This window comes from Holophagales bacterium (assembly GCA_016699405.1).
Lineage (GTDB): Bacteria > Acidobacteriota > Thermoanaerobaculia > Multivoradales > JAGPDF01 > JAAYLR01.
Window position 1 is genome coordinate 3,565,014 of record CP064972.1, and the last position, 14,404, is coordinate 3,579,417.

Consider the following 14,404-nt stretch of genomic DNA (forward strand, 5'->3'; position numbering starts at 1 on the left):
GCCGATGAGCGCGCTGCAGTACCTCTGGATCGTCGCCGCCTTGCCGTTTCTCGGTGCCGCGCTCAACGGCCTCGTCGTCCCGAGCTCGCGCAAGGGGCTCGTCACCGCCGTCGGCCTCGGAGCGCCCGGACTCTCCCTGATCGTCGCCCTCGCGGCGCTCTGGCAGTACCTCCCTCAGGCCCCGGAGCCGTTCGAGCAGGTCCTCTACGCCTGGACCGCCGGACCGCTCGCCATTCCCATCGCCTTCCTCCTCGACCCGCTGTCGTCGGTGATGCTGTTCGTGGTGACCTTCGTCGGCTTCCTGATCCACGTGTACTCGGTGGGTTACATGGGTCACGAGGAGGGCTACCAGCGCTACTTCGCCTACCTGAACCTGTTCATGGGGGCGATGCTGCTGCTGGTGCTGGGGAACAACTTCCTGATGACGTTCGTCGGCTGGGAGGGCGTGGGGCTCTGCTCGTACCTGCTGATCGGCTTCTACTACGACCAGGAGTTTCCGCCGTACGCGGGGCGCAAGGCGTTCATCGTCAACCGGGTGGGCGACTTCGCCTTCCTGACGGGGCTGTTCGCGGTGGTGTCGCAGTACGGAACGCTGGAGTACCGCAAGGTGATCGAGGCGGTGGCGGCGAACCCGGAGAAGGCGACGTCGCCGTACCTGCTGGGGTTGTCGCTGGCGAGCTTCGTGGCGCTCTGCCTGTTCGTGGGCGCGATGGGCAAGTCGGCGCAGATCCCGCTCTACGTCTGGCTGCCGGACGCGATGGCCGGCCCGACGCCGGTGTCGGCGCTCATCCACGCGGCGACGATGGTGACGGCGGGCGTCTACATCGTGGTGCGGATGAACGTCCTCTACCAGTTGGCGCCCGGGGTGTCGCTGTTCGTGGCGGGGATCGGGGCGGCGACGGCGCTGATGGCGGCGACGATCGGCCTGGCGCAGAGCGACATCAAGAAGGTGCTGGCGTACTCGACGGTGTCGCAGCTGGGGTACATGTTCCTGGCGGCGGGAGTCGGGGCGTACACGGCGGCGATCTTCCACCTGGGGACGCACGCGTTCTTCAAGGCCCTGCTCTTCCTCGGCTCGGGCTCGGTGATCCACGCGATGTCGGGCGAGCAGAACATGCAGAAGATGGGCGGGCTCGCCAAGCACCTGCCGGTGACCTACCGGACGTTCCTGATCGCGACGGTGGCGATCGCGGGGATTCCGCCGCTGGCCGGGTTCTTCAGCAAGGACGAGATCCTGGCCGGGGCGTTCGGCGGCGGGCACTATCTGCTGTGGACGGTGGGACTGCTGACGGCGGGGCTGACGGCGTGCTACATGTTCCGGGCGGTGTACCTGACGTTCCACGGGGAGTTTCGCGGGACGCACGAGCAGGCGCACCACCTGCACGAGTCGCCGAAGGTGATGACGGTGCCGCTGATGATCCTGGCGGTGGGTGCGGTGGTGGCGGGTTGGGTCGGGATCCCGGCGGTGATGACGTTCGGCAAGGACGTGAACTGGCTGCACCACTTCCTCGGGCCGGTGATCGCGGAGGTGCCGGAGCACGGCGGCGAGCACGCGATGTCGCACGCGTTGGAGTGGGTGCTGATCGCCGTGTCGGTGGCGGTTGCCGTCGTCGGCATCGGGATCGCGCGGCGTCTGTGGGGCACCCGCGGCGTGGCAGCCGACGACGCGTTCAAGGCGGCCTTCCCGGCCGTCCAGCGCACCCTCGAGAACAAGTACTGGGTCGACGAGCTCTACGACGCCGCGATCATCCGCCCGCTCGCCTGGCTGGCACGCATGCTCTGGAAGGTGGTCGACACGCTCATCATCGACGGATCGCTCCACGTCGGTGCTTTCGTCACCGAGTTGACCGGCGATCTCGGCCGCTTCTCCACGACCGGAAACGTCCGCAACTACGCGCTCTACTTCTTCGGCGGCCTCCTGCTTCTCTTCTGGTGGATGGTGTTCTGAGATGAGGACCTTGCTCGTACTGCTGAGCGGCGACACCCTGACGCGTCTGGTCTTCTTCCCGGCGCTCGCCTGTCTGCCGCTCCTCTTCGCCCGACGCGAGGCCAAAGAGCCGGTCAAGCTCTACACGCTCCTCGTCGGACTCGTCCACCTCGGCCTCACCATCGCCTTCACCGTCACTCACTGGCGCCCGACGGGCTTCGCCTTCCGGGAGATCGGTCCGGACGGGAGAGTCATCGACTGGATCTCCCTGCCGAACCTGCGGGTTCTGTTCGACCTGCGGGTCGACGGGATCTCGTTGCCGCTCGTCCTGCTGACTTCGCTGCTTCTCCCGGTCGTGGTCCTCGGTTCCTGGAAGGGGATCGACAAGCACTGGGCCGGCTTCGCCGCGTCTCTGCTCCTCCTGCAGACCGGCATCCTCGGCGCTCTCGTCGCCTACGATCTGTTCGTCTTCTACGTTTTCTGGGAAGTGATGCTCGTGCCGATGTACTTCCTCATCGGCGTCTGGGGAGGAGAACGGCGGATCTACGCCGCGGTGAAGTTCTTCCTCTTCACCATGGCGGGTAGCCTGCTGATGCTCGTCGCCATCCTGTGGATGGCGTGGACCTACTCGCGCCTCGCCGGCGGACAATGGTCGTTCGCCTACGACGACTTCCTGCGCTTGCAGTTTCCGGCCGCGCAACAGGCCTGGCTTTTCGGTGCCTTCGCCCTCGCCTTCGCGATCAAGGTGCCGATGTTCCCGTTCCACACCTGGCTGCCGGACGCCCACGTGGAGGCACCCACCGGCGGCTCGGTCATCCTGGCCGGCATCCTGCTGAAGCTCGGCACCTACGGCTTCCTGCGCTTCGCTCTTCCGCTCTTCCCGCTCGCCAGCTCGCGCTTCGCCCCCTGGCTCGTCGCGTCGGCATTGATCGGCATCATCTACGGCGCTCTCGTCGCCTGGGTGCAGGAAGACGTCAAGAAGCTCGTCGCCTACTCCTCGATCGCCCACTTGGGATTCGTCATGCTCGGCCTCCTCGCCGCCGACCTGGTCGCCTGGCAGGGAGCCCTCCTGCAGATGGTCAATCACGGCCTCTCCACCGGGGCGCTCTTCCTGCTCGTCGGCATGCTCTACGACCGCCGGCACACCAAGAAGTTCTCCGAGTTCGGCGGGCTGGCCAAGGTGATGCCCTGGTTCGCGTTCTTCTTCGTCGTCTCGACTCTCGCCTCGGTCGGGCTTCCGGGGTTGAACGGCTTCGTCGGCGAATTCCTCATCCTCGTCGGAACCTACCGGGCCGGGCTGATCTGGCCCGCCGTCATCGCCGCTTCGGGTGTCGTGCTGGCTGCCGTCTATCTTCTGCGCATGCTCCACGAGACGATCTGGGGGCCGTTGCGCAAGGACGAGAACCGGAAGCTCTCCGACCTGTCCGGCCGTGAAGTCGCCGCGCTCCTGCCCCTGGTCATCTTCATGCTCTGGATCGGCGTGGCTCCTCGGGCGTTCCTCGCAGCGAGCGAGCCGGCGCTTCGCGAGACGCTCGAACGCTACCGCGCCGGCCTCGAGCGACCGGCCGTGACCGCCCCGTCCCTGACGCCGGCGGGGGGGATCCGCCTCATTCCGGTGCCGCTCGTTCCGTCTCCACCTTTCGCGCCCTCGGCCAAACCGCGCTGACGCCCTATGACCGACTTCGTCGTCCGCAGCTCCGACCTCGCCGCGCTCGCGCCAGAGATCTGGCTCGCCTCGGCAGCGACCCTTCTGCTCCTGCTCGAGGCCTTCGTGCCGAAAGCCGAGCGCGCGATCGCCTGGCTCGCCCTCGCGGCGGTCGGCGTGGCCTCCTGGCTCGTCGTCGGGCTGCCGAGCACCTCGACCCCGTTCGGCGGACTGGTTCTCGGCAACGGTCTGACCTCCGCCTGGTCTCAGCTCCTGCTCCTTGCCACGGCCTTCTGCCTGCTTTCGTCGCGCGGCTACCTGACCCGCGAGCGCCTCGCTTCCGGCGAGTACGAAGCGCTGCTGCTCTGGTGCTGTTCCGGCCTGCTGCTGCTCGTCCGCTCGGCCGAGCTCCTCACCCTCTTCCTGGCGCTGGAGCTCTTCTCCCTCGCGCTCTACGCGCTCGCGGCGTTCCACCGCCGCATCGCCTGGTCCACCGAGTCGGCGATCAAGTACTTCCTGATGGGAGCGTTCGTCAGCTCGTTCGTCCTCTACGGCATCGCCCTGGTCTACGGCCAGACGGGCACGACGCGGCTCGCCGACATCGTGGCGGTCGCCTCGCGCGGGGTGGAGTCTCCGGCGCTTCTGGTCCTCGGGCTGCTCCTGCTGGTCGCCGGCTTCGCCTTCAAGATGAGTCTCTTCCCCTTCCACGCCTGGTCGCCGGACGTCTATCAGGGTGCGCCCTCGCCCTTCGTCGGCTTCCTCTCCGTCGCCCCGAAGGCGGCGAGCGCATTCGTGCTCGCCAACCTGCTGATGACCGCCAGCGGCACCGTCGTCGCCGATCGCTGGCCTTCGCTGGTGGCGCTCCTCGCCGTCTGTTCGATGGTCGTCGGCAATCTGCTCGCACTGGTGCAGCGCGACCTGAAGCGGATGCTCGCCTACTCCGGGATCGCCCAGATGGGCTACGCGATCATCCCCCTGGCCTCGCTCGACGGCCGCGCCTTCTGGCGCCCGCTCTTCGTCTACCTCGCCGCCTACGTGTTGATGAACTCCGGAGCGTTCGCGGTGATCACGCTGCTCTACCGGCGGGCGGGTGAGCAGCACTCGATCTCCGAGCTTTCGGGCTGGGGCTACCGCTTCCCGCTGCTCTCGGCCTGCCTGACGGTCTGCATGCTCTCCCTCGCCGGGATTCCCCCGACGGCAGGATTCCTCGGCAAGTACCTGGTCTTCCTCCACGCGATCGAGCACGGCCAGGCTTGGCTCGCTCTCGTCGGCATCGCGGCGAGCCTGGTGGGCGTCGTCTACTACCTGCGAGTGATCTATGTCCTCTTCATGAAGGAAGAGGAATGCTCGCCCGAAGGCCTGCCGCTCGCCTTCGGTGGCCGGGCGACCGCGATCCTCGCGGCTGCCGGTACGCTCGCTCTCGGCATCTGGCCGGGGCGTCTCCTGGCCTGGATCCAGAGCGCGGCCGGCCGACTCACCCCGTAGGACCCGCCCCCTCCACCGCCGGCTGGGGCCGGCAGCGGACGAAGAAGCTCAGGCTCGACTCGCCGTAGTCCCGGCGTCGTGAGCTGCCGAGCTCTCCGTACGTCTCGCGCAAGTCGATCCGACGCGAGTGTTCGATCGCCGCCTCGCCGGAGGGGGCCAGGAGGCCCGAAACCAAGGCCATCAGTCGATCCCAATCCGCGAAGGCGTAGGGAGGATCGACGAAGATCAGGTCGAACGACCCGGCGATCCTGGCGATCGCGGCCGCGGGATCGAGTCGGAGATCGAGGCGCTGGACGCGGCAGCGCTCGGCGACGCCGAGGTCGCGGGCGTTCGCTCGCTGAGCGGCGATCGCTCCCTCCGAGCTGTCGACGAGCAGGGCGAACGCGGCACCTCGCGAAAGCGCTTCGAAGGCCACGGCACCCGAGCCGGCGAACAGGTCGAGCACCTGCGCGCCCGGGAGGCGATCGCACCAGATCGAGCCGAGCGCCTCGCGCACGCGGCCTTCCGTTGGGCGGGCCTCCGGCGGCACGCGCAGCAGGCGCCCGCGCAGGGCTCCGCCGTGCAGGCGCAGCGTCGCCCCTCGATTCACCGCCGGCATTCGACCTTCGCGCTGAACTCGCCGTCCAGCTGGCCGAGCGGCAGGTAGATCGTCAAGGGGATCGAGACCCCCTCCAACTCGACCCCTTTGCCGTCCGAAGTCATTCCGTGCACGCGATAGACCGCACCGTCGACCCGGCGCAGGCAGTCCCCCACCGCCGGGCGATAGCCGCGGGGCAGCCGATCGTCCCGCCCTCGCGGATCCACTCCCTCACCCAGTTCGACAGCCAACCGCCGCAACTGATCGACCCCGAGACCGAGGCTGTCGTAGCGAGAGAAGGTGAAGCTCCTTTCCGGACGGCCGGCGAGCTTCAGCTCCAGCGCGCACCGCTCGATCCAGTCGCCCGAAGCGGAGTCGTTCGTGGAGACCGCCTCGTGCAGGTCGATCCCTTCGAGCCTCCGCAGGAAGGCGTCGCGCTCCGCCGCCCCCAACTCCGCCAGGGACATCTTCTCCTTGCCCGGAACGCCATCGCGCAGACGAACGGTTCCGTTGGCGAAGAGCGTGATCTCGCGCCGTCCGATCGTCGATCGACAGTCCAACCGCAGGACGACGGTTCCCTTGCCGGACTCGACCGCCGGCGGAGGCCCAGCGAGGAGCGCCCAGAGGACGGCGACCGGCATGCCGATGCCGACCGACCAGGCCGTCAAGGAACGGCTCCCGGGCTCTTGGCGGTACGCCGGTACCGACCGCTCAACCAGGCGATCGCCAGATCGAGCTCTTCCGATTCGGTCACGTGACCATCGAGCCGGGCGGCCCAGACGCAGCGGAGCGCCTGGCCGATTCCGGGGCCCGGTGCCCATCCCGCGGCGACGAGATCGCGCCCGCGCAGGCGCGGGTGGAACCCGCGCCATTCGCCGAGATACCGGCGAACCGCGGCCCGCCCGGCCTCGTCCGCCTCCGCCATGAGCAGCAACAGCTCCTCGCCCGGCAGCGGAGCGAGGAGGTCGGTGAGGACATGGGGCTCCGTCTGGTCGCCGCGCTCGAGGAGCCTGGAGGCCGGAGCCAAGCGCTCGTCCAGGTCCCCCAGCCGCGCGGCGCGGTCGCCGGCGAGCCCGAGCCGCCCGGCCAGCTCGTGCCGCTGCGCGGATTCCAGTCCGCGAGCCAGGGCGAACAGGGAGAGGAGCCAAGGCTCGAGACGGCCGAGCGTCAGGCCCGACAGCCGCCACCAGGAGCTCACCGCCGCGACATGGCCGAGACGTGCGGTCATCGCCTCGTCCAACCGCAAGCCCGGGTGCAACTCGCGCAGGATGCCCAACTCGGCGAGCCGGGCGATCGATCGCGGCAACTGCTCGCATACGTCGAGGATCAGCGCCAGCTCGTCCCGCAATCGCTCACCGGAGAGTCGCGCGAAGGCTCCTTCCGCGAGCGCAACCTCGACCAGGCGGAGGGTCTCGGCACCGAGGTGGCATCCGAGCCGGACCTCGAAGCGCACGGCGCGCAGCATCCTCGTCGGGTCGTCGAGAAACGAGAGGCTGTGCAGCACGCGCAGCACCCGCTCGTCGAGATCCCTCTCGCCGCCGAAGAAATCGAGCAGCTCGCAGTCGCGCTCTCCGCCCAGGCGGAGCGCGAGGGTGTTGATCGTGAAATCGCGACGGTAGAGGTCCTGCCGCAAGACCGACGACTGCACCTCCGGCAGCGCGGCCGGCGCCCGGTAGAACTCGCTGCGGGCCGACGCGATGTCGATGGCCAGCCCTTCCGCGTCGATGACCACCGCGGTGAGGAACTCCGGGTGCTCGCGCACCCGACCTCCCAGTCGCTCTGCGAGTGCCCGAGCGAATGCCGAGCCGTCCCCTTCGACGACGAGATCGAGATCTTCGTTCGGCCGCCCGAGCAGCAGGTCGCGCACGAAGCCGCCGACCGCATAGACCCGGGCGTCGAGAGCGCCCGCCAGCTCGCGGATCGCCGCCAGTCGACGCTGCACCGCGGGCCCCGTGCTCTCGGCGATCAGACGCTCGACCCGACGGTGCCGCATCCGTTCGCTGCCGACGCGACGATCGAGCGACCGGCCTTCGGCCACCAGGCGCGAGTGCAGATGGGACATCAGTGCCAGGCGCGACACGAGCCCGTCGGCTCTCCCGGACTCGCGGTCACCGACCAGGAGGAAACGGCCGGCGGGCCCACCCTGCAGCAACGCCTCCGCCGCGGCTTCGAGCGACGCGTCGGGAGGAACCCAACGAACTTCGGCGCTCATCGCCGTGGCGATCGGACGCAGCTCGAGGCCGTGTTGAAGGGCGGCGTCGAGCTGCTGGCGGGAGACAGAGCCGACGACTCGACCGTCGGCGACCACCGGAGCGGCATTCACCTTTCCGCGCAGCAGGAGCTCCTTGCCTTCGGCGATCGTCCGGTTCGCTTCGACCGCCACGAACGAGGCGACCATCAGGTCCTTCGCCGCGCCCACGGGCGGGAGCGCCAGCGCCACCAGCTCGAGAATCCGCTCCCGGGCTTCGACCAGGGTGACCCCTCGCCATGCGGCAGAGGCCGCCGTCGCGTGTCCGCCTCCGCCGGCCGGAGCCAGAAGCCGACCGAGGTGGACGCCTGCCACCTCCCCGCGCGCGATTACCGTGACGCGCTCCCCTTCGCCGAAGACCGCGACAAAGAGCTCGAGCGACTGCAACTCGAGACAACGACTGACGAGCGGCGCGAGCTCCTCGACATACTCGCCGAGCTCGAGCGCCACCAGACCGACCCGGTGTCCACGGAGGCGGTGGATCTCCATCCCTTCGACCATCCGGTAGAGCACGGCGAGGTGCGGTGCATCGAGCGCGCGCTGGGCGTAACGGCGTACGGCCCCCAGGTCCCCTCCTCGCTCGACGAGCACCGCCGCCGCCCGCAAGTCCCGCGGCCCGGTCGTGGCGTAGGTCAACGCACCGGTGTCTTCGTAGATGCCGAGCAGCAGCAGCGTCGCCAACCCGGGCTCGATGTCGAGACCTCGCCGGGTGAGCTCCTCGGTCATCAGCGTCGAGGTGGCGCCAGCGGCGGGATCCACCAACCCTCCGTTTGCGATCACGTCCCCGACCCCGTTCGGATGATGGTCGTACGCCAGGACCTCGATCGCCGCACCGGAACGCAGCCAGTCGGCGACCACGCCGATCCGCTCCGGCTGCCGGATGTCGCAGAGGATGACCCGGGCGAGCCGCGTTGGGTCGATCTCCTTTCGCCGGATCTCGTCGCATCGCCAGAGGCCGGCGGCGAGGGCCCGCCGCAGCGACTCCTCCCTCGACCCGGGAAAGAAGAGACGGGCTCCCGGGTGGAGCCGTTGGGCGGCGATCATCGCGGCGAAGGCGTCGAAATCCGCACCGACGTGGGTGACGATGATCTCCACGGGAGGCTCCCTCGTCCGGTCCGCCCTCAGCCGATCGGTCCGCCGGGACCGAGCTCGCGCACCCGACCGGCACCGACGACGCGCTCGAGTGCGGCGAACAGGGTCGGCGACGACTTGACGCGGAAGCGTTGCTCCGGATCGATGGTGACGCGACCCGTCGGCAGGTCCATCGCCAGGACGACCGGAACGTCGCCGGAGTGCTCGGCGAGGACATCTCGCAACCGCAGGAGCTCGCTCGTCGCCAGCTCCGGATGGAGCAGAACCTCGACGCCCTCGATCAGCTTCTGCGCCGCCCGCTCCAGCGGGATCACCTCTTCGGCGATCATCTCGCACTCCGAGCCGCGCTCGCGCAGCAGCCCGCGCACCAGGACCACGGCCTCCTCCTGCAGCAGCGGCTCGAATCGCTGGAGTTGGTCGGTGAACAGGGCCACGGCGAGACCGCCGTGGAGGTCTTCGAGGACGAAGTGCCCCATGACCCGGCCGGCATTCGGTCCCGACTTGATCTTCGTGCGCCGCATCCGGGTGACCAACCCGCCGACCGTGACCTTGCCTTCGACACGTTCCCGCAATTGGGTCGTCTTGTGCGACACGAGCCGATCGAGCAACCCTTCGTAGCGACTCAGCGGGTTGCCCGTCAGGTAGAAGCCGAGCGCCTCCTTCTCGAAGCGGAGTCGCTCCTGTTCCGCCCAGGGCTCGGTCCGTGGGTCCGGTGCCGGTTCACTCTCCACCACTCCGCCGAAGAGCGTCGTCTGCCCCTCGTCGCGTTCCCTGCGGCGCCGGGCCGCGTCGTCGGCCACGCGATCGAGGGCGGCGGCCAGAGCCGCCCGGTGGGCACCGAAGGAGTCGAAGGCGCCGGACTTGATCAGGCACTCGAAGACCTTCTGGTTGATCTGCTTGCTCTCGACTTCGAAGGCGAAATGGGCGAGGGAACGGAAGCCGCCCAGCCGTCTCCGCGCTTCGAGGATCGACTCGGCAGCCCCTTCGCCCAGCCCCTTGATGGCGCCCAGGCCGAAGCGGATCTTCTCCTGCACCACGGTGAACGGCCAGTGACTCTCGTTGATGTCCGGAGGCAGGACCTCGATGCCCATCTCCCGGCACTCCTGGACGTACTTGACCACGTCGTCCGTCGACGACATTTCCGACGACAACATCGCCGCCATGAACGCCACCGGGAAGTGCGCCTTGAGATAGGCCGTCTTGTAGGCAAGCATGGCGTACGCCACGCTGTGACTCTTGTTGAAGCCGTAGCCGGCGAAGGGCTCGATGTACTCCCAGAGCTCCTCGGCGCGCTTGCGGGGGAACCCCTTGCGATCAGCGCCGTCGACGAACTTCTGCTTCTGCTCGGCCATCACTTCGGCCTTCTTCTTGCCCATCGCCTTGCGCAGCACGTCGGCCTCACCCATGGTGAAGCCGGCCACGGCCACGGCAATCTGCATCACCTGTTCCTGATAGGCGATGACGCCGTACGTCTCCTCGAGGATCGGTCGCGTCTCCGGCAGGATGTAGGACACACGCTCGCGCCCGTGCTTGCGCTTGATGAACGTGTCGACCATGCCGACCGACAGCGCGCCGGGCCGGTAGAGCGCATTGAGCGCGGCGAGATCCTCGAACTTCGACGGCGTGGCCCGGCGCAGCATGTCCCGCATGCCGCTCGACTCGAACTGGAAGATGCCGCTCGTCCGCCCCTCGCAGAACAGACGGAAGACGCTCGCGTCGTCGAGCGGTACGGAGTCGAGATCGAGGTCGGTCCCCTGTCGGCGCAGGATCTTCAGCGTGTCGTCGATCACCGTCAGCGTGCGCAGGCCGAGGAAGTCCATCTTCAGCAGCCCAAGCTTCTCGATGACCGTCATGTCCCACTGGGTGATGACTTCGTCGTCGTTCGTCTTGCAGAGCGGAACCAGCTCCTCGATCGGCTGCGGCGTGATGACGACGCCGGCGGCGTGCTTCGAGGCGTGGCGAGTCAGCCCTTCCAGCCGCTTGCCCACCTCGACGATCTGCTTGATCTCCGGGTCGCGCTCCACCTCCGCCTTGAGGCTGTCGACCTCGCGCGCCGCCTCGCCCAGCGAGCGGGTCATGTCCGGAACGAGCTTGGCGATGCGGTCGACCTTGGCGTACGGCAGCCCGAGCACACGCCCGACGTCGCGGATCACCGCCTTGGCCGCCAAGGTGCCGAAGGTGATGATCTGCGCCACGTGGTCGCGACCGTACTTCTCGCTGACGTACTGGATCACCTCACCGCGCCGCCGCATGCAGAAATCGATGTCGATGTCGGGCATGCTGATGCGCTCCGGATTGAGGAAGCGCTCGAACAGCAGGTCGTACTGCAGCGGGTCGATGTCGGTGATCCGCAGGGCGTAGGAGACGAGGGAGCCAGCGGCCGATCCGCGGCCCGGACCGACCGGAATGTCGTGTTCACGCGAGAAGCGGATGAAGTCCCAGACCACCAGAAAGTAGCCGGAGAAACCCATCCGCTCGATGACGCCGATCTCCATCTCCAGTCGCTGCCGGTAGACGTCGTCGTCCCACCGCGCCAGCCCCCGGGCGCGCCGGCGTCCCACCTCCTGCAAGCGCTCGTCGAGCCCCTCGCGCACCACCGACTCGAAGTACGAGTCGAGGGTGAAGCCGTCCGGCACGCGGAACTCGGGCAGGTGGTAAACGCCGCTCGGCAGCGTCAGATTGCAGCGCTCGGCGATCGCCAGCGTGTTCTCGAGGGCCGACCGGTCCTCCGGGAAGAGCTCGGCCATCTCGGCGTCGGACTTCAGGTAGAACTGGTCCGAGGCGTAGCGCAGGCGATCGCTGTCGGAGACCATCCGTTGGGTGCCGATGCAGAGCAGGACGTCGTGGGCGAAGGAATCCTCGCGGCGGAGATAGTGCGTGTCGTTCGAGGCGACCAAGGGAATGCCGAGCCGTCGCGACATGCTCCGTAGCACCTCGTTCGCCTGGCGCTGCGCCGGGATGCCGTGATCCTGGAGCTCGAGGAAGAAATTGCCGTCGCCGAAGATCTCGCGGTAGGACTTCGCCGTCGCCTCGGCCTCGGCCGTCTGCCGCGCGAGAATCCGCTCGTTGACCTCGCCCTTGAGGCACGCCGAGAGGCCGATCAGCCCCTCGCTGTGCCGCGCCAGCAGCTCATGGTCGATGCGCGGCTTGTAGTAGTAACCCTCGAGGTAGGAGCGGGTCGTCAGCTTCAGCAGATTGCGGTAGCCCGTCTCGTTCTCGGCGAGAAGGACCAGGTGGTTGCTGCTCGAACGCGCCGGGTCACGGTCCAGTCGGCTCCCCTGCGAGACGTAGGCCTCCATGCCGACGATCGGCTTGACCCCGGCCCGTTTCGCTGCGGCCATGAACTCGATCGCGCCGAACATGTTGCCATGGTCGGTCAGCGCGAGCGCCGGCATTCCGAGCGCCGCGGCCGCCCCGCAGACGTCGTCGAGCCGATTCGCCCCGTCCAGAAGGCTGAACTGGCTGTGCAGGTGAAGATGGACGAAGGAAGACATGTCGGGTCTCGCCACCTCCGCGGGGTGGCTTCCCAAGCATAGCCGAGCGGCTACCGCTTGCCTGCCATCCGGTGCGTCAGGCGAATGTAGTCGATGCCCGAGGCGAGGGTGAAGACGGCCACCAGGTAGACCGCGACGAGAGCCGGGGCCTCGAACTCCGCCGAAACACCGGAGAGCAGCACCAGAAGCACGGTGAGCACCTGCACTCCGGTATTGACCTTGCTCAGCACCGACGGCTGGAAGCGCGAGATGCCGTTGGCCAAGTACAGCACCAGAGCGACGACGACGATCACCACGTCGCGGGTGATGACCAGGGCAGCCACCCAGACCGGAACCGGCGTTCCTTTGACCACGCCAGGGATCGCCAGGACGACGTAGGCCGAAACGAGCAGGAGCTTGTCGGCCATCGGGTCGAGGTAGGCCCCCAGCGCCGAGCGCTGATTCCAGAAGCGGGCGATGAATCCGTCGAGTGCGTCGCTCAATCCGGCGACCCCGAAGACCAGCAGCGCCCGGGCGGGATTGCCTTCCAGCACCGCGAGGATGAAGAGCGGGATCAGACCCATCCGCGCGAGCGAAAGCAGGTTCGGAATGGTCATCGGCCGACCTCACCGAGCGCATCGAGTGTCCGACGCAAGGCCTCGAGGACCTCCGAACCCGCTGGCGCCGCCGGCGCGAGACAGGCCGAGGTGGACGTCACCACCTGACAGCGCTGCAACAGACCGCAAGTCCCTTCCCTGCCGGCTCCGTCGCCACCGCTACCGGTCGTCCTCGTGCAGCCTCGCCCTTTGCCGAACAGCGAGAGCAGGCGCGCCATCGTCGCGTTGACCTCACCGCGGGACGCCAGCCGCCCGGGCTCGAAGAGGTGAAGGCTGTCGTCGATTCTCATCACACCGAAGTTCACCACCCGGACGATCTCCTCGCGGCGGGGATGATCGAGCACGTCGCTGGCGATCGCCCCGGCCGACGGTCGCCCGGTGCGGACTCCGGGCACCAGCCAATAGACCATCGTCGCGAGATCGGCTCGGGTGAGCTGCGGCTTGCGAACGGCCAACTGGACCTGACTGGGCAGGGTGGCCAGGCGCCACGCAAAGCGCGCCTTGGCGAGCCCTTCGGCGACGGCAGGGTCCCCCGGCGAACGCGCCGCGAGCCCCTCGAAGATCTCCAGGCCCTTTCCGGGGTCGCCGGCTGCCAGCTCGAGCTCGCCGAGCCGCCAAAGGAGCGTCCGGTCTCCCGGCGACTCCGCCGAGAGCCGCCGCACCGCCTTGAGCTCGCCGGCGAGGTCTCCCCGCTTGGCGGCGACGAGGCGCCGAGCCTCCACCGTCGCCCTCTCGCGCGGCAGCCAACGCTCCAGCCACGCGAGCCACCTGTCGACTGCGCTGGTGTCTCCGGCGTCGAGGGCACTCTGCAAGCGGGCCGCGACCTGCCCGGCAGCCTCCGGGCCGAGCGCGGCGCCGCGCTCCGCGGCCACGGGAACCGAGGCGCCGATCCGCTGGTAGGCGAGAAAGGCGGTCGCAAAGTCACCCGCCAACTCGCTCGCCCGGCCCAGGGTGAGCTGGACCGCCGGATAGCTCGGCTCGGATTCGGAGAGCGATTGCAGCCGGGCTACCGCGTCGGCGGTTCGGCCACGGACCAGCTCCACCTCAGCGAGCAGAGCGAGCGACGCGACGTCGCCGGGCACACCGCGAACGAGCGCGTTGGCCTGTCCCTCGGCCAGATCGACGTCGCCGGCGAGTAGCGCCGCGAAGGCGCGCGAAACCGCGGCGTCCTGCGGCCCGGGCCCGCCCGCTCGGACGCCCTCGACGGGCGATGCCAGAAATCGCCGAATCGATTCGGCAAGTGGCGTGCGAACCGGTCGAGGCGCTGTCCTGGCGCATGCCAGAGCGAGCGCCGAGCCGAGCGCGAAGAAGAGGAGCCGAGACGGCCTCACCCGGCGCAT

Annotated in this window: 9 protein-coding genes; 3 read left to right on the forward strand and 6 right to left on the reverse strand. The window is 68.6% G+C overall.

All coding sequences use genetic code 11. The annotated features are described in order from the left end of the window. The first annotated feature begins 4 nt into the window (after positions 1 to 4). Genes nuoL through IPJ17_14800 form a run of 3 tightly spaced genes read left to right on the forward strand, consistent with a single transcriptional unit; the run spans position 5 to position 5,057 of the window. Positions 5 to 1,948: an NADH-quinone oxidoreductase subunit L gene (gene nuoL, locus IPJ17_14790; GenBank protein QQR72752.1), complete on the forward strand. Its 1,944-nt coding sequence runs from the start codon at positions 5 to 7 to the stop codon at positions 1,946 to 1,948. Between the two features lies 1 nt (position 1,949). Continuing rightward, positions 1,950 to 3,593 (forward strand): NADH-quinone oxidoreductase subunit M, encoded by a 1,644-nt coding sequence (locus IPJ17_14795; protein ID QQR72753.1) that lies wholly within the window; start codon positions 1,950 to 1,952, stop codon positions 3,591 to 3,593. A gap of 6 nt (positions 3,594 to 3,599) precedes the next feature. After that, entirely contained in the window at positions 3,600 to 5,057 is a 1,458-nt protein-coding gene (locus tag IPJ17_14800) for an NADH-quinone oxidoreductase subunit N (GenBank protein QQR72754.1), read from the forward strand. Here IPJ17_14800 and IPJ17_14805 read toward each other — a convergent pair. From IPJ17_14805 to IPJ17_14830, 6 genes are read right to left on the reverse strand one after another with little or no spacing between them, the layout of a single operon-like run. Then, positions 5,047 to 5,646, reverse strand: a complete 600-nt coding sequence (locus tag IPJ17_14805; GenBank protein QQR72755.1) for an RsmD family RNA methyltransferase — start codon at positions 5,644 to 5,646, stop codon at positions 5,047 to 5,049. The two genes, IPJ17_14800 and IPJ17_14805, sit on opposite strands and share 11 nt — an antisense overlap. Continuing rightward, positions 5,643 to 6,302, reverse strand: coding sequence for a hypothetical protein (locus IPJ17_14810; protein QQR72756.1), 660 nt, complete (start codon positions 6,300 to 6,302; stop codon positions 5,643 to 5,645). Before IPJ17_14810 ends, IPJ17_14805 begins: the two co-directional genes overlap by 4 nt. Further along, entirely contained in the window at positions 6,299 to 8,977 is a 2,679-nt protein-coding gene (locus IPJ17_14815) for a CBS domain-containing protein (protein ID QQR72757.1), read from the reverse strand. Before IPJ17_14815 ends, IPJ17_14810 begins: the two co-directional genes overlap by 4 nt. Before the next feature lie 26 nt (positions 8,978 to 9,003). Continuing rightward, the gene (gene dnaE, locus IPJ17_14820) at positions 9,004 to 12,468 is read right to left on the reverse strand and encodes a DNA polymerase III subunit alpha (GenBank protein QQR72758.1); all 3,465 of its coding nucleotides are present in this window, start codon (positions 12,466 to 12,468) and stop codon (positions 9,004 to 9,006) included. Between the two features lie 50 nt (positions 12,469 to 12,518). Further along, positions 12,519 to 13,064 (reverse strand): CDP-alcohol phosphatidyltransferase family protein, encoded by a 546-nt coding sequence (locus IPJ17_14825; protein ID QQR72759.1) that lies wholly within the window; start codon positions 13,062 to 13,064, stop codon positions 12,519 to 12,521. Next, on the reverse strand, positions 13,061 to 14,395 hold the full coding sequence (locus tag IPJ17_14830) for a hypothetical protein (GenBank protein ID QQR72760.1): 1,335 nt from the start codon (positions 14,393 to 14,395) through the stop codon (positions 13,061 to 13,063). Before IPJ17_14830 ends, IPJ17_14825 begins: the two co-directional genes overlap by 4 nt. Positions 14,396 to 14,404 lie beyond the last annotated feature (9 nt).